Genomic DNA, 25,513 nt, shown 5'->3' with positions numbered 1-25,513 from the left:
ATTTAATGACGCTGACAAAGGCGCAATGGCTTGCAATTGAAGGCGCTTTCTTAAAATATACTCACCTTTAAACGAATAGCGTTTAACCCATTACCCTCAGACGGACTCGATAGGATTTTTATGAGTGAGCAACTAACCCACCTGGATCACCAAGGTCATGCGCACATGGTGGATGTGTCAGACAAGAGCCAAACCAAGCGCACGGCCACCGCTCAAGCCATACTCTCTATGAAGCCGAGCACATTAACCAAAGTGATCGAAGGCGGTTTACCAAAGGGGGATGTATTGGCAACGGCGCGCATTGCCGGTATTCAAGGGGCGAAAAAGACCCCTGACCTGATTCCCTTGTGCCACCCACTGATGCTCACCAAGGTAACGGTCGACATTAATGTGATCAGCGATTGTGAGTTAGAAGTACTTTGCACCTGTGCGTTAACCGGTAAAACGGGCGTGGAAATGGAAGCCTTAACCGGCGCCAGTGTGGCGGCATTAACCCTATACGATATGTGCAAAGCCGTTGATAAAGGCATAGTGATTCAGCGGGTGGCGTTACTGGAGAAAAAAGGCGGCAAGAGTGGCGATTGGAGACAAGGTGATGAATAGCATTTCCGTGGTATTTTTCTCTTCGTTAAGAGAATCCCTAGGGTTGGGAGAATATTCATTTACGCTGAACGCGCCGATGACCATTGGTGAGCTAAAAAAGCAGTTAGCTGAACGTTTAGACAATGGACAAGCTCTGTTGGCGTCGGGGATTCAGTCGTCGGTGGATTTTGATTTTGCCCGAGATAATGATGTGATTTCAGACACAGCGCGAGAAGTGGCATTTTTTCCACCTGTCACTGGAGGCTAGATGATATCGGTTCAACAAGAAGACTTTCAGGTGCAAGCGCTTTATGAGCGGTTGTTAAAAAGTAATCAAACCGGTGCGGTGGCGATGTTTGTCGGTTTGGTCAGGCAGTTCGCTGATTTGCCAAAAGACGCCTGTACCTTTGAGCTAGAGCATTACCCTGGTATGACTGAGCATAATTTGCAAAGTATTGTCGATGAGGCTAACACACGTTGGCCTTTGCTGGATGTGTGTGTGGTGCATCGGGTGGGGCGTTTGTCAGTGGACGACCAAATTGTTTTTGTTGGTGTCAGCGCCTCCCACCGAGCAGAAGCGTTTCAAGCGTGCGATTTCATCATGGATTACCTAAAAAGCCGCGCAGCGTTTTGGAAAAAAGAAACCCAAGGTGAGCAGAGCCAGTGGGTGAGTGCGAAAGAAGACGATGCACTGAGTTTGGCTCGCTGGTCAGATTCGCAAGTATAACTAGCCGACCAGCGATTCTTTAATGTGGACGAAGGGTTTTCTTTCGACCGCTGGCGTGACGCTCTCGATATTCGGTATCGATGTATTTGTCTGTTGTGGCCATGCTGGCGTGACCGGCGTCCTCTCTTACGTGCTCTTTAGGGCGTGTTTTTACATCTTCAGATATCCCTGTGTGTCGCAACCAGTGAACCGTGGCCACGCGCAGGTCTTCCGCGTCGGCCTTCATGCCGTCTTCACACATACGCTCGTAGGCTTGATCAAAACAAAACTGCACTATGTTTCGAACCTGGCGTGAGCTGGTCATGGCGCCTTGGCCGCGGGTTTTGGGAATCACCGGCGTATTTTCGGCAATGGTCGGTAGTAGGGGTAAATCTCGAAAGCGACGATAGCGCATCAAGGCATTGAGCATGTCGTCAGACAGTGCCACTAGGCGCTCTTTGTTGCCCTTCGACAAGACTTTAAACCACCAGTGGCCATCGGTGTCCTTGATGAAATCGCCCATGACCGGAGCCGATCGCTCATCGGCCACCAGTTCTGAAATTCGTAAATACATCCCCAACAAGGCGTTCATGATAAACAGGGTTCGTTCGTGAACAATGGGGTCTTCTTCTGCCAGTAACTCGGCGGTTTCAATCACGTAATCCCATTGTAGATTTGAGATTCGTCGTACTTGTTTGCGCGTTACTTCTTTTTTAACAAATTTACTTTTCTGACGAATCAGTGCGACCGGATTTTGCCCCGCGGCGTCTTCTTGCATTAAGAAGCCATAGTAAGAGGATAAAATTGAGAAGGTGGCTCGAATCGCTGCCTGTGACAAAGAGTGTTGTTTGACCTCTGGCACTTCGCCATTTCTAAAATTCAACTTGCTGACGTGGGCAACAAAGGGTCGCCAGTCTTTGTTGGCTGTTCGCTCACCCATGAACAGCTTAAAGCGCGCGACATTTTTGGTGCCGATCCAGCTTTCTGGTGGCGCGATGCAAAAATGAATGAATTCTTCAATTTGATCTCGGCGCAGTTCTGTAGTGGGACATTGAGCAAAATGCCACGACCACAGCAACAAACGCTCCACTTCTCGGCGATAAGAGTTAAACGTCGCTTGAGAGCCGTTGTAACTGTAGATAAAACATAAGGCCAGCTGTAAGTCACGGCGATACGTTGGCTCTTCTAAAAGAGGGTTGTTTTTTTTAAGGTGCGTGACAATGCCATCAAATTGAGTAAATGGATTGGGCAAATGTTCTAAGTTATCGATTAAAGCAAGTGGTGTCATAGTGATTCGCATCTAATTGGAATGGCTAGATTAACAAAATTTGCAGGGTAGAACGACAAATAGCGCCCTGTAGAGAGTCAAATTTGGCCAATACCGTCAGCGAAGCTTGCTCATAACGCTGGAATTGTTTTTTTGATCCTCATTTGCTTGTGATCCGGTCTTATTTCTTTGTTTTTCTGTCACTTGAGTGTGATTTTAATTCAATATGACGCACTTTTTATCGTATTTGGAACAAAGGTGGAAGCGAGGTTGAAAGGCTTTTTTATTTTTTTTTGAGACGCTATTATAACTCCATCGAAACGGTAAACGCTTTTAAACGTCTTAAACAATTAAATAGTAATAATCACTTTCTTAGGAGATTAATATGAAAACTTTCACTAAAACAACGTTAGCATTTTTAGCCACAGCCGCTATGGCCACTTCTGCTTTTGCTAGCGATGATACTGCGTATGAAAAACTTCAAGCCAGCAAAGCCAGTGTGACATCTTTAGCAAACACACTAGAAAATATGGGTGCCAATGTAGATGCGAGTGTGGATCTTAATGGTGCAAACACATTAAATAAAAAAGAAGCGGTTTACTCAGCAAAACACAGTGAACTACAAGCTCAATTTAATGCATTAAACGCACAGTCTGCTGAATAATCATTAAAACGAATTTTAATAATTTACTTCTATTTTTAATTTAAAGGATCACTATTATGAAAACTTTTAACAAAGCACTACTTGCTGTTATCGCCGCTTCTACCATGTCTACCGCTGCTTTTGCGAGTAGTGACGATACAGCTTATGACCGTTTGCAAACGACAAAAGCGGGCCTTCATTCGCTAGGCCAGTCTTTGGAAAACATGGGTGCTAATGTAGATACCAGTGTTGACCTGAGCGGTGCGAATACCTTGAACCAAAAAGAAGCTGTCTACAGCGCTAAATACGCTGAGCTTCAAACTCAATTCAACGACTTGCGCGCACAATCTGCAGAATAAGTTATTTGAAATGATCGACCTAGAAAAGCCAAACATTGTGTTTGGCTTTTTTTATTTGTATTTTTATATTTAGTTGCAGTGATGTTTTCTGTGAATTTTAAATCTAACCCTATATTGATTTTTTGGTTAGTTCTCTCTATCTAGATCTTCTATTTTTTCGGCTTCGTTAATCACATCGAAATAACTTTTAGTTTTTCTTATCTTACCTTGTTCTGCTATCAAAGCGTTTTTTTCAGCTCGTGTAATTAAATATTCCGCTATTTTGTCTTTCCCCTGACTAAAGTCTAATTGGGCACGATAATTGAGCGCCATCGGAATATTACCCGTAGACTGATAGTATTGAATATTAGAGCGCCATATTAAACGTTTTTCATATAAATAATGGGCGCTATCAAGAGTAGGCTTTGATTGGCTTAGTTGGGCATGAAGAGTAGAAAAGAGAATGTTGTTTGGCGATAAATCAAGACGTGCCTGAATAACCTCTAAAGCACGTTTGTCTTTGCCCGAAGCGGCGTAGCTTAATGCAAGCAGATAGTCTGTAAAGTGGTTGTGTTGCTCAAGTCTGTTCAAGAAAATAAGCGCTCTTTCAGGAGACTGAATGAGGTACGAAAACAGCGCTTTAGCAAACAGTTTTGCGTTGCTGTTATAGATTTTGTGGTCAAGGTACGCAAAAGGTTTATCTTCAATGCCTGCTCTATAAGCTAGCATACTGGCGCGAAAGAAAACAAAGTCGCTTTTTTCCGTATTGCTTAAAATAGTGGCCTTGGTATCGACTTGCAAAGAGTCTGCGAGTCGGGAATTTGGCGAAGGGTGTGTAGATAAAAATTCCAGCGTAGGTCGTCCTAACGCTTTTTTAAAAAAGGCTTGAAAAAGTTGTGTCATGCCATCGGGCGCAATATCCGCTTCTGTTAAATAATCACGACCACGTCGATCGGCTTCTTGTTCCTGATTACGGCTGTAGGTAAGGGTGTTTTCCGCTTGGTTAGCAATGCCGCCGAGCCAAAGTGCCGTCGTTGCGTCTGGTGCAGCGCCAGCTAATGCAGCCGCAATACCTGCTCCTAACATGGCCAAAGTTTTTTGTAATTCCTCTCCAGAGCGCTTGTTTTGCCTTTCGTAATGACGTAAATCCAGATGAGCAATCTCGTGGGCCAGTAACCCATACAACATGTCTTCATTATGAATCATTTCCATAATATCTGAATAGATGAACAAGTGGTTCCCAGGAATAACGAAAGCGTTACTTTGTGAACTGTTAAGCAGTGTCATTTCTACGGTTGTGTTATACAAGCTGGTCTGTGGCAAGATACGAGACATGGCATCTTTTAAGTAGTCATAAGCGGGTGGAAAGTCTATTAAGGCGCGACTGCCGTTGAGCTTACGAAACCAATATTGACCAAGTATGTATGAGGGGTTAGAAAGGGCTCTTTCGTCTTTGTTTGCTTCTAAGTCCGGTAGGTTAGCGAGAGAAAAACTACTTGTAAAAACAATGGCTAAGATACTTAAGGTTGTTGTAACGTGTGAAAATAGTCTCATAATATGACAGATGCAATTTTTGGGTAAAAGATAAAATGATGATCAATTCGAACCAGCAGTATGACGTAATCTTGGATGCAAGAGAAGATCGTTGCCCAATGCCCTTGCTCAAAGCCAAGCTAGCCCTGAACAAAATGGTGCCAGGCGAGCAGCTTTGTGTGACTACTTGCGATTCCGGTTCTTTGAAAGATATCCCTCAGTATGTCGCCTTCACGGGCGACACTTTGTTAAACGTGCAAGAAGACGAAGGCGTTTATCTTTTTGTGATTCAAAAAAACGAAAAACGAGTTTGATATGTTTAAAATTGTTGATTCACTGATTAAACGTTACTTTTCTAACGAAGAAGTAGTGGTGTTTGTCTTGCTGCTGGTGGCCGTCATGTTTGGTCTGGCCCTTTGGGGGGGCATTTTAGCGCCGATTCTCATTGCCATTGTGTTGGCATTTTTGCTGCAGGGCTTAGTTGATCGATTGCAATCTATAGGCTTAGGGCACACTGTGTCGGTGTTGTTAGTGTTTACTGCATTTTTGACCAGTTGCGGCATGTTTGTGGGCGTTATGGTGCCCATTATCTGGCGTCAAGCGGTGCGATTCGTGCAAGACGCGCCACGCATGTTTACTGTTATTCGCGATGAAGTTCAGCGTTTTGCAGAAGGGCACAGTGAGTTAGTGAGCCAAGCGGCGATAGATGAACTGACTAATTCTCTAGCCAATGAATCTGCCAATCTTGGTCAGTGGTTGGTGTCTTTTTCTATTTCCAGTATTCCCTCCTTGTTCTCTGTGGTGATTTACCTAGTCTTGGTGCCATTAGTGATTTTCTTTTTGCTGAAAGACCAACAAAAGATATTGAGTTACTTAACGTCTTGGTTACCCAAAGAACGCAAGATGATGCGCAACATTGCCCACGAAATGAACGATCAAATTGCCAATTATGTCCGTGGTAAATTTATTGAGATGTGCTTGGTGGGTATCGTGACCTATGTGGTGTTTTTAGTGTTTGGTTTGAAATACGCTGAATTATTGGCGCTATTGGTGGGGCTATCGGTTCTTATTCCCTATATAGGTGCGGCAGCGGTGACCATTCCGGTTATTTTAGTGGCTTTCTACCAATATGGTACGCAAAACGAGTTCATTTATGTGGTGGTGGCTTACCTTGTTGTTCAGGCGTTAGATGGCAATGTATTGGTGCCTTTATTGTTTTCTGAAGCGGTGAACTTGCACCCATTGGCGATTATCGTCGCGGTCTTGTTTTTTGGGGGAGTGTGGGGTTTTTGGGGAATCTTTTTTGCGATTCCGTTAGCCACCTTAGTGAAAGCGATCATTAATGCATGGCCAAGTCATGAGCAGTTATCCTCATAACTCGGCTGGTTGCAGTCGTGTTTAACACAAGAGGGTTTATAACGGCAGCGACGCCAGCAAAATACTGTATGGCGGTAAGACAATGGTGTTTCCATCGACGTAACCACTGTTTAGTGCTTCCGGTAGCGTGAGAACTGTAAGCGCTTGTTCGAGGGGTAAAATTTTATCTTGTGCGGCTGTGTTGATAGCAATAAACAGGCGCTGTTCTTGATATTGGCGAACAAAGGTTAAAGTAGTGTCGTCATTGTACAAAAACTCGATATCCCCATAACAGAGTGCAGGGTGAGTGCGTCTTACATGCAAAAAGTCACGATAAGCATGTAATACAGAGTCACGATTGCCTTCTTGCTCACTGACTGCCAGCGCCCGTTGCTTTTCATCCATAGGCAACCAAGGTTGTGATGATTGGGTAAATCCACCTAATTCGGTGTTTTCCCATGGCATCGGCGTCCGACATCCGTCTCGGCCTTTGAATTCTGGCCAAAAGGCAATACCAAATGGATCAACTAATTGCTCGAAGGACAACTCGGCTTCGGGCAATCCTAATTCTTCTCCTTGATACAAACACACACTTCCACGCAAGCTTAACAGCATGGCCATGTAGACCTTGCTTTTGGCGATGGCGTCTTGATTTTGTCCCCATCGCGTGACGACTCGCTCAACATCGTGGTTGCCGATAGACCAGCATGGCCAACCGTCGCCGAGTCCCGCTTCTATGGTTTCCATGGTGTTACGAATATGTTTCATGCTGGCGTCGTGGGTGAGCAAATCGAAGGAATAACACATGTGTAATTTGTCTTGGCCTTGGGTGTAAGCGGCCATGGTTTCTAAGGCAAAATCGCATCCTACTTCGCCAACGGTGGTGGTGTTTGGGTATTGATCAAGCAGCTGGCGTAGACGTTGTAAAAATCCAATGTTTTCAGGTCGCGACTTGTCATAAAGGTGAAGTTGATAAGCGTATGGGTTGTCTAATCGCACACCAATACTGCCTTCGACCACCTCTTCTTTAGGCGGGTTATTGCGCAATTCTACATCGTGATAATAGTAGTTGGCGGTGTCTAATCGAAAACCATCCACGCCGCGTTGTAACCAAAATTCCACCGTGTCTAATACGGCATCAACCACGTCAGGGTTGTGAAAGTTTAAGTCTGGCTGACTGTCTAAAAAGTTATGCAAATAATACTGTCGACGACGGCTATCCCAGTGCCATGCCGGGCCACCAAATACCGATAGCCAGTTATTGGGCACAGTGCCGTCTGGTTTTGCGTCCGCCCAAATATACCAGTCTGCTTTGTCGTTATTGTGGCTACTGCGAGATTCTACAAACCAAGGGTGTTGATCAGATGAATGATTTAGTACCTGATCAATCATCACTTTTAAGCCGTGATTATGGGCGGATTGTATCAACTGATCGAAATCATCAAGGGTGCCAAAAATAGGGTCAACATTGCAGTAGTCGGCCACATCGTAACCAAAATCTTTCATTGGAGAGGTGAAAAAAGGCGACAACCAAATAGCATCGACACCGAGTGCTGCAATGTAGTCCATTTTTTGCGTTACACCTGGTAAATCGCCAATGCCGTCGTTGTTTGAATCAAAAAAGCTTCGAGGATAGACCTGATATATGACGGCGCCACGCCACCATTCGGAATGATTTGTCATAATACTTCTCGCTATTTATAAAAACATGGGACGGGTAATAAACGACAGAGTGTATGCAAGAGAGCCTTGGCGACATCATTATCTATCGTGCTTTTTTTCATACTTTCCAGCATACTCAATCATCATAATGAATGCATGATGTTTGTTGTATTTTGCGGCAAATTGATCACTGCCGATGGAGCTCCCATGTTTTCCGAAAATGCTCGTCCTGTGGCGTGGCCGCTGTTTTTCTTTTACTTTTTCTTCTGCGCCTTGGTTGGCGTAATGATGCCTTACATCTCGATGTATTATAAATCGATTGGTTTAACTGCATCCGAAATCGGTCGACTGATGTCGACTTTTACTTTATCAGGGATTTTAGTTCCGCATTTTTGGGGCTGGTTAACTGCAAAAATAGGCTTGCCCAAACGCATTCTGCAGCTCGCCATTTTGGGGTGTTTTATTGCGCTGATTCCCTTTAATTGGAATCAGCAGTTTGAAACCCTCTGGCTTCTGACCTGCTCTATGGCGCTGTTCTATTCGGCGCTGATTCCAATGACGGATTCGTTGGCCGTGAGAAGTATTCGCAAGCTAGATGTACCTTATACCCGCCTTCGGGTGGGCGGCTCTATTGGTTATGTGTTCGCTGTGGCCGGTGCCGGTTTTTTAATCGAGCATTTTGGTATCAGCGTGGTGATTCCCATCATGACGGCATTCGCCGCTCTGACCGTGGTGACAGCGTTTTTTATCAAAGAGCAGCCTTATGAGATACAAACGCAAAAAGCCACCACGTCCTTTTTTACACTGCTGAAAAATCCAGAGGCCTTGTTGTTTTTTTCGTTGGCGTTTCTGGCTTTTATGTCCCACGCTCCGTTCAACGTGTTTTTTGCCGTACATTTATCGAACGCCGGTTACAGCGGCCAAAACATAGGTTTACTCATGGCGTTGGGTGTGGTGATTGAGATCTTGCTGTTTTTATTTTTTGGTAACACCATTAAGCGCTTTGACGTTGTGCACCTGATCGTGTTGTGTTTTGTCTGCGGGATCGTGCGCTGGTTTTTAGTGGGGTGGTTTGCTTCTGTGGTGTGGGTGCTGATTTTCACCCAATTGTTGCACAGTATTACCTTTGCGTTGTTTCACATGGTGTCTATTGAGCAAATCCGACGCTTATTTCCTGAGCGCTATGCGGGTCAAGGTCAGGCTATGTACAGTGCTTTTGCGATTGGTTTGGGTGGTGGTCTTGGCATGGTGATTACTGGGTATTTATGGGAATGGATTGGAGGCCCTTGGGTGTTTACGGCCGCGGGATGCATTAGCGCTTTGGCGTTGACGCTCTTATTGATTAGCCAACGACGGTGATTGACTTACCGTTCGGTGCGCTCGCTTTTTAATAATTCAATAAAGGCGAGGGCGGCACGGCTTAAAGTGCGTTGTTTGTGATAAATGACGCCCAGTTTTCGCTCTACATTTAAGTCTGCAATGTTTAACACCACGAGTTTTTCATCCACCAAGGTGGAAGGTAAAAGTGACCAGCCCCAGCCAATGCTAACTAGCATGGCTAATGTTTCCAAGTTATTGGTGTTCATTCTTACTTGAGGTTTTAGTCCTTGTTTGCCAAATACTTGTTCGGCGATCTGTCGGGTAAAAGTGTTTTTATTGGGTAGCACACAGGCGTGTTGCGCTAACTCTTCAAGGCTGACTTGGTAAGTCATGGTAAGAGGATGATCTTGGCTGACCACACAGGTTAAGGGGTCGGACCAGATCGCAAGAGATTCAATTAAGGGATTTTCTTTGTTGGAGAGGGTGATGATGCCTAATTCAGCTCGACCTTTTAAAACATCTTGATACGCTTCTTCTGATTGGGAAAATTCGATTTCCAAATGAGCGCTCGGGAAATTTTCTTGAAAGCACTTCAACGATTTGGGTAAGCGGTGCAATCCTACGTGATGGCTGGTGGACAACTTTAATTCCCCGCTCACATCGTGCATTTGTAGGGACATGCTGCGTTGAATGTCTTGCAAGTCATCAGCCATTTTGCGCGCTTTTGGTAAGAGTCGCATACCCGCTTCAGTGAGTTGAACTTGTCGACCAATACGATCAAATAAACGTACGCCTAAATTACTTTCTAGGGCAGAAATACGCTTGCTAATGGCCGGCTGGGTAACGAACAGCTGCGTAGCAGCTTGAGAAAAAGAAGCGGTTTCTGCCACCTTGATAAAAGTGAGCAGCTCGGCAATGTCTATCATTCCAAAAAATTATCCAAAATATGAAAAATATGAATTGGAGTTATTTAAGCCAAAGTTTTAGGATAGCGCAATAGATTTCTGAGGAGAGAATGTATGTCTGCAAAAACCCTTTATGACAAGTTGTGGGACAGCCACCTTGTACAACAGCGCGACGACGGTAGTGCGTTGATTTATATCGATTTACAGTTGCTTCACGAAGTAACTTCCCCGCAAGCGTTTGAAGGTTTACGTCTAGCGGGTCGTAAGCCGTGGCGTGTGTCGTCAAGCTTGGCGACTCCTGATCATAACGTACCAACCACGAAAACAGAGCGTATGTCCGGTGTGGATGGTATCGAAGACCCAGTTTCTAAGATTCAAGTCACCACACTTGACGATAACTGTAATGAATTTGGTATTACTGAATTCAATATGAAAGACATCCGCCAAGGAATTGTCCACGTTGTTGGGCCAGAACAAGGGGCGACCTTGCCAGGCATGACTGTCGTGTGTGGTGATTCTCACACTTCGACCCACGGTGCGTTTGGAGCATTGGCGCATGGTATCGGCACCTCTGAAGTAGAGCATGTTCTTGCGACCCAATGTCTTGTGCAGAAGAAAAGTCGCAACATGCTGGTTCGAGTCGATGGTGAATTGTCCCCTTGGGTGTCTGCCAAAGATGTGGTGTTGGCGATCATCGGTGCGATCGGCACCGCGGGTGGTACCGGTTTTGCGATTGAGTTTGGCGGTACGGGCATTCAGTCATTGTCAATGGAAGGCCGCATGACGGTGTGCAACATGGCAATCGAAGCGGGCGCTCGTGTGGGCCTGATTGCTGTCGATGACACCACCATTGAGTATGTGAAAGGCCGCCCTTATGCGCCAAAAGGCGAGCAATGGGACATGGCGGTAGAGGCATGGAAAGACTTGGTGTCGGACAAAGACGCTCAATTTGAAGAAGTGGTTGTTATCAAAGCCGAAGACATCAAACCTCAAGTCACTTGGGGTACATCGCCAGAAATGGTCATCGCCATTGATGAGCCGATTCCTCGCGCAGAAGATCAAAAAGATCCGGTGAAAAAAGAAGGTTACGCCCGCGCATGGAAATACATGGGCTTAGAAGGCAAAACCACCTTAGCAGACATCACGCTTGATCGTGTTTTTATCGGTTCTTGCACCAATTCCCGTATTGAAGATTTGCGCATCGCTGCAGAGGTTGTCAAAGGCCGCACAGTGGCGTCGACTTTGAAACAAGCGATTGTGGTACCGGGTTCTGGCTTGGTAAAAGCGCAAGCGGAAAAAGAAGGCTTGCACACTATTTTTGAAGCCGCTGGTTTGGAATGGCGTGAGCCGGGTTGCTCTATGTGTTTGGCGATGAACGCGGACAAATTGGGTGCTGGTGAGCATTGTGCCTCTACGTCGAACCGTAACTTTGAAGGCCGTCAAGGCTTTGGTGGTCGTACGCATCTAGTCAGCCCTGCGATGGCGGCGGCGGCCGCGATTGCGGGTCATTTTGTTGATGTTAACGAATTGGTTAAACACTAATTAAAAGGAGAGTTTTATGCGTCCCTTTACTAAACACACAGGGTTAGCCGCTCCTTTGGATTTGGCCAACGTTGATACGGATATGATTATTCCGAAGCAGTTCTTGAAATCCATCAAGCGCACCGGCTTTGGTAAAAATTTATTTGATGAGCTGCGCTACGAAGACGAAGGGCAGCCAGACCAAGAATGCGATGGTCGCCCATTACGCGAAGAATTTGTGTTGAACCAAGCTCGATACCAAGGCGCCAGTGTGTTGTTGGCTCGTCAAAACTTTGGTTGTGGTTCGAGCCGTGAACACGCCCCTTGGGCCTTGGACGATTATGGCTTTCGTTCCGTTATCGCGCCGAGTTTTGCGGATATTTTCTACAATAATTGCTTCAAAAATGGTTTGTTACCGATTGTGTTACACCCAGATGAAGTGGATCAGTTGTTTGCCGAAGTGGCGTTGCGTGAAGGCGCTGAGATTGTTGTGGATCTTGAAAATCAAACGGTAACCTCACCTTCTGGTGCGCAGTTTGAGTTTGTCGTCGATAACTTCCGTAAGCATTGTTTATTGAACGGTTTGGACGATATTGGCCTGACTTTACAGCAAGACGCCGCGATTCGTCGTTACGAAGAAAAGCGCATGCAAGACGCCCCTTGGTTGTTCTTGTCACGTGAGCAATAAGCGCTAAATAGACTAAAACACACAAAATGACCCAGAATAATAAGGATTTATCATGACTAAGAATGTATTGATTTTGCCAGGTGACGGCATAGGCCCAGAAATTGTAACGCAAGCGGTTCGTGTATTAGACGCAGTAAACGCGCAGTTTTCTTTGAATATTCAGCATGAAAGCGCATTGGTAGGTGGTTCGGCTTACGACGAAACAGGCTCTCCTTTGCCAGAAGCGACCTTAGAAAAAGCCAAAGCCGCCGATGCTATTTTGCTTGGTGCTGTGGGTGGCCCTAAGTGGGATGCACTTGATATGTCGGTTCGTCCAGAAAAAGGCTTGTTGGGGTTGCGTTCTAACCTTGAGTTGTTCTCTAACCTTCGTCCTGCCATTCTGTACCCACAGTTAGCAGATGCGTCCAGCTTGAAGCCAGAGATTGTGGCAGGTTTGGATATTTTGATCGTACGTGAATTGACCGGCGGTATTTATTTCGGTCAGCCTCGTGGCATTCGTACCTTGGAAAACGGCGAGCGCCAAGGCTACAACACCTACGTTTACAGTGAATCTGAAATTCGTCGCATTGGTCGTTCTGCGTTTGAAGCGGCTCGTCAACGTGGTAAGCGTGTTTGTTCTATTGATAAATCCAATGTACTGGAAGTGACAGTGCTGTGGAAAGAAGTCATGGAAGAAGTTGCGAAAGAGTACCCAGACGTCGAATTGACTCATATGTTGGTCGATAATGCGGCTATGCAGCTGGTTCGTGCACCAAAACAGTTTGATGTCATGGTTACGGGCAACATGTTTGGTGATATTCTATCGGATGCTGCGGCTATGTTAACCGGGTCTATCGGCATGCTGCCTTCTGCTTCTTTAAACGCAGAAGGTCGTGGTATGTACGAGCCTTGTCATGGTTCAGCGCCAGATATTGCGGGCAAAGGTATTGCTAACCCCTTGGCGACAATTTTGTCAGTTGCTATGATGTTGCGCTATTCTTTGGACGCCAAAGACGCAGCGGACGCTATTGAAGCGGCCGTTAGTAATGTGTTGGATCTGGGTTTGCGCACCGCAGACATTGCGTCAAAAGAGTGCGAAACCGTCAGCACGCAAGCAATGGGCGATGCGGTATTAAGCGCATTGGCTGCATTGAAATAAACAACCTAGCGACAAACGGTTGCTGGGTATTCACTCGGGATACTGCTCTTGGTATGAGTGGCCCCACAAAAAAAGGTAATGTTAACCATGTCAAAACACACTGTAGGTTTAGTCGGATGGCGCGGAATGGTCGGTTCTGTGTTGATGCAACGGATGCGAGAAGAAAACGATTTTGATCATATTGATCCGGTCTTTTTTACTACTTCGCAAACGGGGCAAAAAGGTCCAGAAATTGGTAAAGATATTCCATTGTTGCAAGACGCCAATGATATTGAATCATTGAAAAAGATGGACATCATTATTACCTGCCAAGGCGGGGATTACACCAAGGCTATTTACCCACAGTTGCGTAAAGCTGGTTGGAATGGTTACTGGATTGACGCGGCGTCTTCACTTCGTATGGAGAAAGACGCCATTATCGTGCTTGACCCAGTGAACTTAAATGTCATCAAAGACGGTTTAAGTAACGGCGTTAAAACCTTTGTGGGTGGTAATTGTACCGTCAGTCTGATGTTGTTGGCATTGGGTGGCTTGTTCGAAAAAGGCCATATCGAGTGGATGACGTCTATGACGTACCAAGCGGCCTCTGGTGGCGGTGCACGTCATATGCGTGAGCTCATCAATCAAATGGGTATGTTGCAAGGCAGTGTAGCCTCTGAATTGGCGGATCCTGCTAGCGCGATTCTAGACATTGATCGTAAAGTTGCAGAGCAAATGCGTTCCAGCACCATGCCTGTGGATCAGTTTGGTGTGCCTTTAGCAGGTAGTTTGATTCCTTACATCGATTCTCAGCTGGATAATGGCCAAAGTCGTGAAGAATGGAAAGCGCAAGCTGAGGCTAATAAGATTCTGGGCAATACCGATCTTATTGTGCCGGTAGACGGTTTATGTGTTCGCATCGGTGCCATGCGTTGTCACAGTCAGGCGTTCACCATTAAGCTGAACCAAGACATTCCAGTGGCGGACATCGAAGGTATGTTGGCTGAGCACAATGATTGGGTCAGCGTCGTGCCTAACGACAAGCAGGCGACTATGGAGCGACTAACACCGACGGCGGCAACCGGCACATTGAATATTCCTGTTGGCCGTATACGTAAGCTGAACATGGGACCTGAATACATCAGTGCCTTCTCTGTGGGCGATCAGTTGTTGTGGGGTGCAGCGGAACCACTTCGTCGTATGCTACGCATCTTGTTAAACGACTAAATTATTAGTGACGACTCTGTAAAAACGCCAGTCATCGACTGGCGTTTTTTTTGCGCAACAACATGATCTTGTAAACAATAGGCTTTGGCGTGCACTAAAAAATCATAAGAATAATGGACGAGTTTGGAGGGAATGATGTTATCGAGATTGCCAAAATGGGTGGAATACGGTGCTTTTATGCTGGCCTTGGTGGCAGGCAGTGTTAATGCGGTTGCATTGCTTGGTTTTCAGCATCAGGCTGTTTCACACCTCTCAGGCACCGCCACATTGCTTGGTAAGGCATTACTCAATCCAAACCTTGAAACCTTATTGTATTTATCTGGAATGATGGTGAGCTTTTTATTAGGTGCTGCCATTTCGGGTGCCTTGTTAACAGGACGTTCCTTGCGTATCGGACGGTTTTACGATGTTTTATTGTTAATTGAAGCGCTTTTTTTAATCGTAGCCATGTATTTGTTGGTGAGTGGTTTTGCATTTGGTCATTTCTTTGCCTCTATCGCTTGCGGTCTACAAAATGCCTTAGCAACCAAGCACAGCGGGGCGGTAGTGAGAACAACCCACTTAACCGGTATAGTCACGGACTTAGGCATAATGCTTGGCAGCGCCTTTCGTGGTAAGTCTGTCGACAGACGAAAAGTCACCTTATTTATTATTATTGCAGTCGGTTTTATTGTGGGTGGCACACTCGGGGCTTGGCTCTTTATGATGTTGGGGTTTTATGCTCTATGGGTGCCTGCGATGTTTTGTGTTGCACTGTCTATTCTATATCGAGCTTACTATACAGGTTTGATACGAGTGCGAGACAAGGTTAGAAGTGAAAGCGATGTCTGACAAAATTAATGTTTCGCAGCGTTGTTTTATTGGGCAGCATGCTCAATAGTTTGCTAAATTTAAAGTGCATGACATTGCTGAGAAGGTTTTTTACTCGTTATCTTATTGTTTTATATCAATAAATTTTTAATTGTAGGTGTTTTTTGAAAGTATTTACATCTTAGGCATTGAAAACAGATCCAATCATCCATAGATTATAGGTAAGGGCAGAAGAGGAGGAAGTTACTTTAAGTTAATAAAAAAATCTGACCAAAATAGAAGGATAATTCTGTATGTATACATTGAATATTAGCGGTCACCATGTCCAATCTGGTGAAGAAGTTCAAGAAGTAGTAAAAGAAAAAATGGATCACCTATCTCGTATTAATAACCAGATAACCAGTATTAAGGTGATACTCAATACAGAGAAGCATGAAATTCATGAATTAATTGTCGAAGCCAGTGTTCATATTCCTGGTCATGACCTATTCGCTACGGTTAAGACAGATAAACAACTAAAACCCGCTCTAGATCTTTTAGTTGGTAAACTTGAGAAGCAACTTATTAAATACAAGGCCAAACACACAGGTCGACAACACCACATCAATGCAAATGACGTAGAATCCGCTGAAGAACGTCAGGAGCAAGCAGAGTTCGATGAGTTAGTCGAACGCGAAGTTATTTAAACGATACATCTTAGGAGAAGCCCCGCATTGCGGGGCTTTTTTTTTGCCACTTATAAACTGTTTTAAGTCCGTTAGATAGAGAAGCTAGAGATCAGTTGGATAAGGCAGAGACGAAAAAAAACCTGATACTTAATTGAGTATCAGGTTTTTAAAAAGTAAACGTTTTAGCAAATTTGACTAGGTAATAATGTGTTTACCTAGTCGGTAAGTGCATCTGTTAGTTAAATATTACAGCATTTTAACTGGGATAGATGGCACGCTAAGATCGTGTGATGGTGGTGCGAAAGACGTCAAGTTGATGCCTTGAACCGCTTCTTTGTACTCTTGCATCGTTGGGAAACGACCCAAGATGGTAGAAAGAACCACGATTGGTGTTGAACCTAGTAGAGATTCACCTTTTTTCTCTGCAGTGTCTTCTACAACGCGGCCTTGGAAAAGACGGGTAGAGGTCGCAAGCACGGTATCACCAGGCTCTGCTTTCTCTTGGTTACCCATACATAGGTTACAACCAGGGCGTTCTAGATACATGATGTTTTCGTATTTTGTACGAGCCGCTTCTTTCGGGTTAGTGTCGTTAAATTCGAAACCAGAGTACTTCTCAAGAAGTTCCCAATCGCCCTCTGCTTTAAGCTCATCAACGATGTTGTACGTTGGTGGCGCGATCACAAGCGGTGCGTTGAATTTAATCTCTTTGCCTTGTGCTTCCATGTTACGGAACATTTGAGCGATGATTTTCATGTCGCCTTTGTGAACCATACAAGAACCAACAAAGCCTAGATCCACTTTGCGGCCATCGTAGAAAGACGCTGGACGGATAACATCGTGAGTATAGCGCTTAGAAACGTCTTCGTTGTTCACGTCAGGGTCAGCGATCATTGGCTCGTCGATCAAGTCTAGATCAACAACCATTTCTGCGTAGTATTTAGCGTTATCATCAGGAGAAAGCGCTGGTGCTTCGCCAGAAGTGATCTCTGCAATACGCTTGTCTGCTAAGTCAATAAGGCCTTGCAACATGTTGTCGCGGTTTTCCATGCCTTTGTTGATCATGATCTGAATGCGGCTCTTAGCAAGTTCTAGAGACTTGATGAGAGTTTCGTCGTCTGAAATACAGATAGACGCTTTCGCTTTCATTTCTGCTGTCCAGTCAGTGAAAGTAAACGCTTGGTCAGCCATTAGGGTACCGATTTGTACTTCGATAACACGACCTTGGAAAACGTTTTCGCCAAATTTTTTCAGCATTTGCGCTTGCGTTGAGTGAACTACATCGCGGAAATCGATGTGATCTTTCATGTGACCTTTAAAGGTAACCTTAACCGATTCAGGAATTGGCATAGCGCATTCGCCAGTAGCTAATGCGATAGCAACCGTACCGGAATCTGCACCGAAAGCAACGCCTTTCGACATACGTGTATGAGAGTCACCACCGATGATGATAGCGCGATCGTCTACCGTAATATCGTTTAATACTTTGTGGATAACGTCTGTCATTGCATGGTAAACACCTTCAGGATCACGTGCCGTGATAACACCAAAGTCGTTCATGAATTTCATCAAACGTGGAATGTTTGTTTGTGCTTTTTTGTCCCAAACAGACGCTGTGTGACAACCAGACTGGTAAGCACCGTCGACACTTGGAGAAATAACGGTAGCCGCCATTGACTCAAGTTCTTGAGATGTCATTAATCCTGTTGTGTCCTGAGAACCAACAATGTTCACTTTAACGCGAACGTCAGAACCAGTATGCAATGGTGTTTTAGACGTCACACCAACAGCATTGCGGTTAAAAATTTTCTCAACCGCTGTTAGGCCTTGACCTTCATGAGAGATTTCTTTTGAAGGGGCAAAAACGGTTGGCGCTTCAATATTCAGAATGCCGGCAGCAACAGTCTGTAGCTTCTTACCAAAAGTCAGTGCGTAAGAACCGCCTGCCTTCATGAACTCAACTTTTTGCGGTGTGAAGGCGTCAGAAACATCAACTAGTTCTTTGTCACCGTTGTAGAGTTTTTTGGCTTTTGTATCGATAGTAAGAACCGTACCTGTGGCAACAGAGTATTTTTCTTCTAAAACAGGATCGCCGTTTTTATCTTTAACAACATTGCCATCTGCGTCTACTTTTTTAACCCAGTTCTTAAGGTCAAGACCGATACCGCCAGTTACACCAACCGTGGTTAAGAAAATAGGTGCGATACCATTCGTGCCGGCAACTACTGGAGCAATGTTTACAAAAGGAATGTATGGACTTGCTTTTTCGCCAGCCCAAAGTGCAACGTTGTTAACACCAGACATACGTGAAGAACCAACGCCCATGGTGCCTTTTTCAGCAATCAACATGACTTTCGCGTTCGGGTGTTTTTTACCTAGTGCAACGATTTCTTGTTGTGCTTCTGGCGTGATCATGCACTGGCCGTGCAATTCACGGTCACTACGAGAGTGCGCTTGGTTGCCAGGAGAAAGTAGGTCAGTAGAAATGTCACCTTCCGCAGCAATGTAAGTAACCACGTCGATTTTTTCTGGAATCTCAGCAAGTGTTGTGAAGAATTCTGCTTTTGCGTAGCTTTCAAGAATGTCTTTGGCAAGTGGGTTACCCGCTTTGTAAGCGTCTGCAAGGCGGTCTGTATCTGCTTCGTATAGATAAACTTGTGTTTTTAGTACTTCTGCAGCGGCTTTTGCGTGAGTGTTATCAGATAAAGCGACATCTAAAAGCACGGCAACAGACGGGCCGCCTTTCATGTGAGAAAGGAGTTCAATGGCAAAAGCAGGGGTGATTTCTGCAACTACTTCGTTACCCAAGACGATGTCTTTTAAAAACGCCGCTTTAACGCCCGCCGCACTGGTTGTGCCTGGGATTGTGTTGTAAATAAAGAAGTCTAGGGAGTCAGCGCGGTACTCATTGTCAGTATCTTTAATTTGCGCGATGATTTCTGATATTAGATCAGCGGCATCAATTGGCTTAGGATGTAAACCAAGTTCGTTTTTACGAACTTCGATTTCTTTTAAGTACTCAAGATATAGGCTCATTTCGACCTCTATGTGTAATTTACGGTAAAGTTGTCTGCTGATAGTGCAGTCTAATAATAGACGAATGCCCCACAACACACATGTGTTTGTATCAAAATGTCATGGTTATTCAATGACTTTAAATACAGAGTATTATAATTTTTGATGCAAGCATTCTATAGAAAAAACAGGACAAAGGGTTACCATGCACCATAACAATTTCGAATAGGTGACATTTAGTGGAATTATTCTGATTTGGCTACGTCATTAGATTGCTGAATAATCCTCACAACCCTAAAACCCCAATTGCTGGCTTTGAGTGCAGGTTGTGCCCGAAAGCGTGTGGCGCTTCGTCCTACCCTGGGAATATCAAACCAAGAGCCACCGCGCAGCACTCTATGGTCGCATTGGTTTGCCAACCACACTTGGTTTTTCGTTGGGGCACCTTCGTAATTGTCGTGATAACAGTCTTCTACCCACTCAGCCACATTACCGTGCATGTCGAACAGCCCCAGTGGATTGCTGGCTTGACTTCCCACCGGAGCAGAAGAAATACCATCCCACTGGCTGCCACAACTGTCGCAGACACTGTAGCCAGGTTTAACCTCGTTTCCATACCAAAAGGACGTATTGGAGTCAGCGCGGGCGGAATATTCCCATTCAATTTCGGTAGGTAAACGGTATTCGGCGTTGGTTTCGTCTGACAACCAAGCGGTATAGGCTTTGGCGTCATACCAGCTGACGTTTACAACCGGGCGTTTTCCTCGCCCCCAGCCATTATCAGGCGGAAGTTCACGATTGGTGGCATTAGCAAATTTATCGTATTGATCAAAGGTCACTTCGTATTTACTGATGTAAAAACCATCAGGAATATCTACTTCATGGGCAGGGCGCTCGTTGTCGTCTCCAATGCGGCTTTGATCGCCCATAACAAAGGTAGCCGGTGGGATTTTCTCAATTTTTGGCGCTGTGGCTTCAATGGTGCTTAGCGGTTCTTCGAGCACTTGAGGTAGGGCCTCAAATGGCGTGGGTTGGGGTGTTGGTGGCGCATTCTGGACAACCACAGGAACAGGTTCAATAACGTCCTCAGGCCAAAAAACAGCCGCTGCAACCACGCTGGCGACAATGAGCCCTGCTGTACCGGCCAGTTTAGGAGTAGAGACGTGTTTCGTATAACGTTTGAACGCACGTTTAGCCGAGTTAGATGGACGAGTATCTGGCTTATAAAGGTTAGCTCGAATGATTCGAATGACCTCAGTTAACGACTTGGGGCGATGGCGTTCATTGGCTCGAGACCATTTGACCAGTTTTTCCCACGTAGCCTCGCTTAAACTCGGGTGTGAGTCTGGCAGGTCAGCAACAATATCTTTATCAAGGATAGATTCTCCTAATAGAGCGGCCATCAACAAGCGCATGAAGGCAAAACTGTCGGCAGAGGCTGCACGTTTCTGTTCTTTTTTTACATATTCTGGAGGGAAGAAACGGGCGTCCATCACGCTGTTATCGATGCTCTTCATCCAGTTATGCGCGCCAAACCCCGTCATGATGCCAATGCCATTAACCACATGGATAGAGCTTAAATCTAAGTGGCCATGAAAAAGGTTGTTTTTGTGAACTTGATCCAGCGCCTTAGCAATGTTGTCAAATAAGCTGATCACCACATTAAGAGGCGCGCCGTCTGGGTATTTGCCTAAAAAACTATAGAGATTTTCGCCGCCGCAGACCGCCGAACAAGAAAATACCCACAAGTTCGAATAGAAGGGCGGATAGTTAGGTGTGATAGCAGGGTGTTTGACGCTGGCGTATTTTCTGGCGTTTTGTAAAAAATCTTCCACCTTGCCCTTGTTGGACTGAAAAAAGCGCAGCACAAAAGGACAACCGCCTTGATCGGCGACCCAGGTGGTTTTATCGCTGTCCATGGGGTAGTTCAAAACGTAGGGGTCGAGTTCAACACCAACGTGTTGGCCTATCTTCAGTTTTTTGGTGTCATAAAAATCATTCATTACGAATTTGATATCCACATCAAGACGTTGCTGCCTAAGAGCTTAATACCGAGTATAATCACGTTTTTTAGCATAAAAAGGTAGACTTAATGTTATCTGCGTACCCTGAGCTTGTTGAATTTCTGCCGTGCCAATCCCCTGAAAGCTGGGTGAATTGGGCGATAGAAAACCAAACTTTGTTACTGAATGACCATGCGCATTGTGAGAAAAAAGCGGCATCAACGGCAATGAGCTTAATGTACCGTTATGTTGATCGAGATAATTTGCTGCACAAAATGTCACGACTGGCACGTGAAGAGTTGTTGCACTTTGAGCAAGTTCACAAATTGATGAGAAAGCGTGGCATCGCCTATGAGCACCTTTCGGCATCTCGTTATGCCGACGGTCTTCGCAAACACATCCGTACCCATGAACCAGCACGATTAGTCGATACACTGATTATCGGTGCTTTTGTTGAAGCTCGATCGTGTGAACGCTTTGCCATTTTGGCGCCGCATTTAGATGAAGAATTGGCGAAATTCTATATATCTTTGCTGAAATCCGAAGCTCGTCACTTTGAAGACTATTTGGCGTTGGCGCAAGAATACGCTAACGAATCCATCGATGAACGAGTGGCCTTTTTCCGAGAACTAGAGCATCAGTTGATCATAGAGCCTGACGTGGAGTTTCGTGTGCACAGTGGGCCACCGATCGCAGCCTAACGATTAGCCAGCAAAATAACCAAAATGCCAGCCATGTGCTGGCATTTTGGTGTTAATCGCAGAGAAACAACACTGGTTCTTTATGAACAGTGGTTAAGCCTGCGATTCCTTGCTCTAAGAAATGTTCAACAGAGCAGGAAGACTGCGTGAAAATATCTTTATCAATGCAGGCTAGCCATATAGCGTCGTCCCAGTTGCCTAAAACTAAGCGCAGCTGTTGTTTTCTTTTGTGAACAGCAGGTCGGTGAGTATGGCCATGAATGACAGTGGCGCAGCCATTTTTTACAAGCGACTGCTGTACCGCGTCTGGGGTCACATCCATAATGGCAGATGACTTTTCCGACGACATGGTTTTGCTGTCATTGCGCAATTGAGCGGCCAAAGCCAAGCGTTGCTCGATGGGCAGGGCGAGTATGTTTGCTTGCCAAGCAGGCGAGCGGACAGTTTGTCGGAACGATTGGTATTCGGTGTCTTCTAGGCAATATTCGTCGCCATGGGTTAAGAGCAGGCTACCTTTATCAAGCGTCAAACGAGTTTGTTCTTGAATTAGGGTGGCGCCAACACGATCCACCCAGCGTTTGCCAATCAGAAAGTCTCGGTTACCATGCAAAAAATACAAAGCAATATCGGAATCCGACAAGGTTTTAAGTGCGGCCTCTATAGGGATGTTCCAATCGGCCTGATAATCGTCACCGATCCAAGCTTCATAAAAGTCCCCGAGAATATACAGCTCGGCGCTTTGCTCCTGTTGAATCAATTCGTCAGCTAGTTGAACAAACGCCCGGATTAGATCCGGGCGTTTGTCACTTAAATGCAAATCGGAAATGAAATAACGACGCATTAGTCTTCGCTTTCAACCAATTCAGCGCTTTCGATGATGACATCTTCAGCGGGCACATCTTGGTGGCCAGATTTAGTCGTGGTTTTCACTTCTTTGATTTTATTGACCACGTCCATGCCAGCAACAACTTTTGCAAATACAGCGTAACCCCAACCGTCTGGCGTTTTGCTGCGGTGGTTAAGGAAGCTGTTGTCTGCTACGTTGATGAAAAATTGCGCTGAAGCAGAATGCGGGTCCATGGTGCGAGCCATCGCCAAGGTGCCGATTTCGTTTTTCAAACCGTTGTCCGCTTCGTTTTCAATCGCTGTGCGAGTGTCTTTTTGAGTCATGCCTGGTTCAAAACCGCCACCTTGAACCATGAAGCCGTTGATGACACGGTGGAAAATAACACCGTTATAAAAACCAGAGGTCACATACTCTTCGAAGTTTTTAGCAGATTTTGGTGCTTTTTCGTAATCCAACTCAACGTGAATGTCACCGTGGTTCGTGTGTAAAATGATCATGGGTAGTCCTTATATAAAGTACGAATAAATAATGGCGCATTAAATTGCTGAGCGCATTTTATGTGTTTGTTAGCAAAGACGCCACCGTGAAGGCAATAATCCCGTGTTGAATGTGGGTTATGAAGCCGTTTCATAGCTCAGTGGGTCGGTAATTCCTTGCTCTGCAAAGGCCTCAAGGCGCTCGTGGCAAGCACCGCATTTACCGCAAGACTGTTCTCGGCCGTTGTAGCAGGTCCAGGTGTTCGCATAATCTAACCCCATTTCTAAACCCGCTTTTAAAATGTCGCCTTTAGAAACATGTATAAAAGGCGTGACTATGTCGACCGACTGGTAATTGGCGATGTGGGCGACAGCGTTCATGGCCTCGACAAATTCAGGGCGGCAATCGGGGTAAATGTGGTGATCACCAGAATGCGCCCCGTAATACACTTTACCGGCTTCCAGTGACACGGCGTAGGCAATGGCCATCGACAAAAGTACCATGTTGCGATTAGGCACCACGGTGGATTTCATGTTGTCGCCTTTGTAATGACCTTCAGGGATGTCAGCGTCACCGGTGAGTGATGAATTAGCCATCAGGCTGTTAATCGCCGTAATGTCCACGACCTTGTGTTCGATGTTAAGTGCCTTGCACACGTCGGCGGCTATCTGTAATTCCTTACTGTGTTTTTGCCCATAATTAAAGGAAATAGCGTACACTTCCAACCCGCTTTTTATGGCGGTATGCAATACGGTAAAGGAATCCATACCGCCGGAATATACAACGACGGCTTTTTCTGATGTTTGAGTCATGGGAGAGGGATCCTTGAAAACGCGACAATGTAAAAGTGGCATAGTAGCAGATCGTTTCTCGCCTTGCAGTGTTCATCCAGCAAGGTTTTTAGCAATCCGTTAAGCAAGGTTTATTGCCAAGCTGGGGCGTTTGACGTTATAAAACGGCAAAAAATAACGAGAGAGTGTTTATGAGCACATTGCACTACATGCGACGGGGTATGGTTGCATCGATTCCCATGATCATCGGCGGCATTCCGTTTGGTTTGCTGTTTGGCTCCTTGGCGTCAAGCTATGGGCTGAGCCCTTGGTTCGCCATTGCCATGTCCTCTATTGTGTTTGCTGGCTCTGCCCAGTTTGTGGCTCTGGGGTTAATCGCTTTGCATGCGCATATTTGGGTGATTGTTTCGACGACGTTTATTGTTAATTTACGGCATCTGCTGTACGCCGCCGATATGGTGAAATACGTGAAGCATTTGCCTATGCCGATTCGAGTGGTGATGGGGTTTGGCTTGGTAGATGAAACCTACGCGGCACTGCGTCCTATGTATGGTGCAGGCATCGTTGACGATAAAACCGGCCACAAAGCCTACTTGGGGTCATTTTTGGCGTTTTACGTGATGTGGAACACCACCACGATTTTGGGTGTGTTGTCGGGAGAATTAATTCCCGGCATGAGCGAGTGGGGGCTTGAGTTTGCCATGGTAGCTACCTTTATCGGGATTATTACGCCGTATTTAAAAACCCAGCCTTTTTGGCTTTGTATGTTAAGCGCGGGTGCATCGTCGATATTGTTGGCTGGTTTGCCTAATAATTTAGGCTTGTTGGTATCCGCGGTGATTGGTGTGGCGGTGGGCTTCTGGGCGGATATACTGACTGCAAAGGGAAAAGGAAAGGGAGAGGCGCGATGAGTTTGCTTGATTCAACCTTAACTATTCTGGGGATGTTTGTGGTGACCTTCGGCGTGCGCTTCGTTTTGTTTGCTCGTGCCCATAAAGTTGTTATGCCGCCGTTTTTGGAAAAAGCCCTACGCTTTGTGCCTGTGTCGGTGTTAACGGCGATTATTTCCCCCATGATTTTGATGAAAGACGATCACCTTCATCTTTCATTGTTAAATCCTTGGTTGCTGGGCGCTTTGGCCGCGTTTGTCATTGGGGTGTGGCGACAGCAGCAATTGCTAACCATTTGTGTTGGGGTTGCGGTTTTTTTCGTTACTAAATACGCCTTTGCGATGTAAAAAAACCATGAAAAGAGTTTCGGCTCAATATCCTATAGAAACCTAAATACTATATACTTATCGATTAACGTAACAATACTGTTAGATCACACTTATCGG

General features: G+C 45.5%; 26 protein-coding genes. 17 read left to right on the top strand and 9 right to left on the bottom strand.

The window, feature by feature from the left end; translation table 11 throughout:
• Window positions 1-120: 120 nt before the first annotated feature.
• Genes moaC through J9B83_RS06425 form a run of 3 tightly spaced genes read left to right on the top strand, consistent with a single transcriptional unit; the run spans window position 121 to window position 1,309 of the window.
• Window positions 121-603, top strand: a complete 483-nt coding sequence (gene moaC / locus J9B83_RS06435) for a cyclic pyranopterin monophosphate synthase MoaC (RefSeq protein WP_211535920.1) — start codon at window positions 121-123, stop codon at window positions 601-603.
• The gene (locus J9B83_RS06430; protein WP_211535919.1) at window positions 596-850 is read left to right on the top strand and encodes a MoaD/ThiS family protein; all 255 of its coding nucleotides are present in this window, start codon (window positions 596-598) and stop codon (window positions 848-850) included. Before moaC ends, J9B83_RS06430 begins: the two co-directional genes overlap by 8 nt.
• Complete coding sequence (locus tag J9B83_RS06425) at window positions 851-1,309, top strand: molybdenum cofactor biosynthesis protein MoaE (protein ID WP_211535918.1); 459 nt, start codon at window positions 851-853, stop codon at window positions 1,307-1,309. It abuts the gene before it with no gap.
• A 19-nt stretch (window positions 1,310-1,328) separates the two neighbouring features.
• Here the strand turns inward: J9B83_RS06425 and J9B83_RS06420 are convergent, their stop codons facing one another.
• Window positions 1,329-2,576 (bottom strand): tyrosine-type recombinase/integrase, encoded by a 1,248-nt coding sequence (locus J9B83_RS06420; protein ID WP_211535917.1) that lies wholly within the window; start codon window positions 2,574-2,576, stop codon window positions 1,329-1,331.
• 364 nt (window positions 2,577-2,940) lie between these two features.
• On the opposite strand from J9B83_RS06420, the gene J9B83_RS06415 reads away from it, so the two are divergent.
• Window positions 2,941-3,219 carry a hypothetical protein gene (locus J9B83_RS06415; RefSeq protein ID WP_211535916.1) on the top strand — a complete coding sequence of 93 codons (279 nt, stop codon included), beginning with the start codon at window positions 2,941-2,943 and terminating at the stop codon, window positions 3,217-3,219.
• 56 nt (window positions 3,220-3,275) lie between these two features.
• The gene (locus J9B83_RS06410) at window positions 3,276-3,557 is read left to right on the top strand and encodes a hypothetical protein (RefSeq protein ID WP_211535915.1); all 282 of its coding nucleotides are present in this window, start codon (window positions 3,276-3,278) and stop codon (window positions 3,555-3,557) included.
• 126 nt (window positions 3,558-3,683) lie between these two features.
• On the opposite strand, the gene J9B83_RS06405 is transcribed toward J9B83_RS06410, so the two are convergent.
• A complete protein-coding gene (locus tag J9B83_RS06405) occupies window positions 3,684-5,090 on the bottom strand; it encodes a M48 family metallopeptidase (protein ID WP_211535914.1) in 1,407 nt (468 codons plus the stop codon).
• Window positions 5,091-5,125: 35 nt separating this feature from the next.
• Between J9B83_RS06405 and J9B83_RS06400 the strand changes: the two genes are divergently transcribed.
• Together J9B83_RS06400 and J9B83_RS06395 are read left to right on the top strand one after the other, a co-directional pair.
• Window positions 5,126-5,383, top strand: a complete 258-nt coding sequence (locus J9B83_RS06400; RefSeq protein ID WP_236037139.1) for a sulfurtransferase TusA family protein — start codon at window positions 5,126-5,128, stop codon at window positions 5,381-5,383.
• Window position 5,384: 1 nt separating this feature from the next.
• Window positions 5,385-6,446: an AI-2E family transporter gene (locus J9B83_RS06395; protein WP_211535913.1), complete on the top strand. Its 1,062-nt coding sequence runs from the start codon at window positions 5,385-5,387 to the stop codon at window positions 6,444-6,446.
• 36 nt (window positions 6,447-6,482) lie between these two features.
• On the opposite strand, the gene J9B83_RS06390 is transcribed toward J9B83_RS06395, so the two are convergent.
• Window positions 6,483-8,108, bottom strand: a complete 1,626-nt coding sequence (locus tag J9B83_RS06390; protein ID WP_211535912.1) for an alpha-amylase family glycosyl hydrolase — start codon at window positions 8,106-8,108, stop codon at window positions 6,483-6,485.
• A 186-nt stretch (window positions 8,109-8,294) separates the two neighbouring features.
• On the opposite strand from J9B83_RS06390, the gene J9B83_RS06385 reads away from it, so the two are divergent.
• Entirely contained in the window at window positions 8,295-9,446 is a 1,152-nt protein-coding gene (locus tag J9B83_RS06385; protein WP_211535911.1) for an MFS transporter, read from the top strand.
• Window positions 9,447-9,451: 5 nt separating this feature from the next.
• On the opposite strand, the gene J9B83_RS06380 is transcribed toward J9B83_RS06385, so the two are convergent.
• Entirely contained in the window at window positions 9,452-10,333 is an 882-nt protein-coding gene (locus J9B83_RS06380; protein ID WP_211535910.1) for a LysR family transcriptional regulator, read from the bottom strand.
• Between the two features lie 93 nt (window positions 10,334-10,426).
• On the opposite strand from J9B83_RS06380, the gene leuC reads away from it, so the two are divergent.
• The 6 genes from leuC to hpf all read left to right on the top strand — a co-directional run bounded on the left by leuC (window position 10,427) and on the right by hpf (window position 16,361).
• Entirely contained in the window at window positions 10,427-11,854 is a 1,428-nt protein-coding gene (gene leuC, locus J9B83_RS06375; RefSeq protein WP_211535909.1) for a 3-isopropylmalate dehydratase large subunit, read from the top strand.
• Window positions 11,855-11,870: 16 nt separating this feature from the next.
• Window positions 11,871-12,521 carry a 3-isopropylmalate dehydratase small subunit gene (leuD, locus tag J9B83_RS06370; protein WP_211535908.1) on the top strand — a complete coding sequence of 217 codons (651 nt, stop codon included), beginning with the start codon at window positions 11,871-11,873 and terminating at the stop codon, window positions 12,519-12,521.
• A 52-nt stretch (window positions 12,522-12,573) separates the two neighbouring features.
• A complete protein-coding gene (gene leuB, locus J9B83_RS06365) occupies window positions 12,574-13,659 on the top strand; it encodes a 3-isopropylmalate dehydrogenase (protein ID WP_211535907.1) in 1,086 nt (361 codons plus the stop codon).
• 87 nt (window positions 13,660-13,746) lie between these two features.
• A complete protein-coding gene (gene asd, locus J9B83_RS06360; protein WP_211535906.1) occupies window positions 13,747-14,865 on the top strand; it encodes an aspartate-semialdehyde dehydrogenase in 1,119 nt (372 codons plus the stop codon).
• A gap of 132 nt (window positions 14,866-14,997) precedes the next feature.
• On the top strand, window positions 14,998-15,696 hold the full coding sequence (locus J9B83_RS06355; protein ID WP_236037138.1) for a YoaK family protein: 699 nt from the start codon (window positions 14,998-15,000) through the stop codon (window positions 15,694-15,696).
• Between the two features lie 272 nt (window positions 15,697-15,968).
• Window positions 15,969-16,361 (top strand): ribosome hibernation-promoting factor, HPF/YfiA family, encoded by a 393-nt coding sequence (gene hpf, locus J9B83_RS06350; RefSeq protein WP_211535905.1) that lies wholly within the window; start codon window positions 15,969-15,971, stop codon window positions 16,359-16,361.
• A 228-nt stretch (window positions 16,362-16,589) separates the two neighbouring features.
• On the opposite strand, the gene J9B83_RS06345 is transcribed toward hpf, so the two are convergent.
• Together J9B83_RS06345 and J9B83_RS06340 are read right to left on the bottom strand one after the other, a co-directional pair.
• On the bottom strand, window positions 16,590-19,379 hold the full coding sequence (locus tag J9B83_RS06345; RefSeq protein ID WP_211535904.1) for a bifunctional aconitate hydratase 2/2-methylisocitrate dehydratase: 2,790 nt from the start codon (window positions 19,377-19,379) through the stop codon (window positions 16,590-16,592).
• Between the two features lie 224 nt (window positions 19,380-19,603).
• The gene (locus J9B83_RS06340) at window positions 19,604-21,361 is read right to left on the bottom strand and encodes a formylglycine-generating enzyme family protein (RefSeq protein ID WP_211535903.1); all 1,758 of its coding nucleotides are present in this window, start codon (window positions 21,359-21,361) and stop codon (window positions 19,604-19,606) included.
• Window positions 21,362-21,450: 89 nt separating this feature from the next.
• Between J9B83_RS06340 and miaE the strand changes: the two genes are divergently transcribed.
• Window positions 21,451-22,062, top strand: coding sequence for a tRNA-(ms[2]io[6]A)-hydroxylase (miaE, locus tag J9B83_RS06335; RefSeq protein WP_211535902.1), 612 nt, complete (start codon window positions 21,451-21,453; stop codon window positions 22,060-22,062).
• 52 nt (window positions 22,063-22,114) lie between these two features.
• Here miaE and J9B83_RS06330 read toward each other — a convergent pair whose 3' ends face one another.
• The 3 genes from J9B83_RS06330 to queC all read right to left on the bottom strand — a co-directional run bounded on the left by J9B83_RS06330 (window position 22,115) and on the right by queC (window position 24,198).
• Complete coding sequence (locus J9B83_RS06330) at window positions 22,115-22,903, bottom strand: UDP-2,3-diacylglucosamine diphosphatase (protein WP_211535901.1); 789 nt, start codon at window positions 22,901-22,903, stop codon at window positions 22,115-22,117.
• The gene (locus J9B83_RS06325; protein ID WP_211535900.1) at window positions 22,903-23,406 is read right to left on the bottom strand and encodes a peptidylprolyl isomerase; all 504 of its coding nucleotides are present in this window, start codon (window positions 23,404-23,406) and stop codon (window positions 22,903-22,905) included. The genes J9B83_RS06330 and J9B83_RS06325 overlap by 1 nt, the downstream gene beginning before the upstream one ends.
• 117 nt (window positions 23,407-23,523) lie before the next feature.
• On the bottom strand, window positions 23,524-24,198 hold the full coding sequence (queC, locus tag J9B83_RS06320) for a 7-cyano-7-deazaguanine synthase QueC (RefSeq protein WP_211535899.1): 675 nt from the start codon (window positions 24,196-24,198) through the stop codon (window positions 23,524-23,526).
• 170 nt (window positions 24,199-24,368) lie between these two features.
• Here queC and J9B83_RS06315 point away from each other — a divergent pair, with 170 nt between their 5' ends.
• Complete coding sequence (locus J9B83_RS06315; RefSeq protein ID WP_211535898.1) at window positions 24,369-25,088, top strand: AzlC family ABC transporter permease; 720 nt, start codon at window positions 24,369-24,371, stop codon at window positions 25,086-25,088.
• Window positions 25,085-25,414 (top strand): AzlD domain-containing protein, encoded by a 330-nt coding sequence (locus J9B83_RS06310; protein WP_211535897.1) that lies wholly within the window; start codon window positions 25,085-25,087, stop codon window positions 25,412-25,414. The genes J9B83_RS06315 and J9B83_RS06310 overlap by 4 nt, the downstream gene beginning before the upstream one ends.
• The last annotated feature ends 99 nt before the right edge of the window (window positions 25,415-25,513 follow it).

This window comes from Marinomonas vulgaris (genome assembly GCF_018145875.1).
Lineage (GTDB): Bacteria > Pseudomonadota > Gammaproteobacteria > Pseudomonadales > Marinomonadaceae > Marinomonas > Marinomonas vulgaris.
Note: the sequence above shows the minus strand (reverse complement) of the source record. Positions and strands in the feature narration are given on the sequence as shown.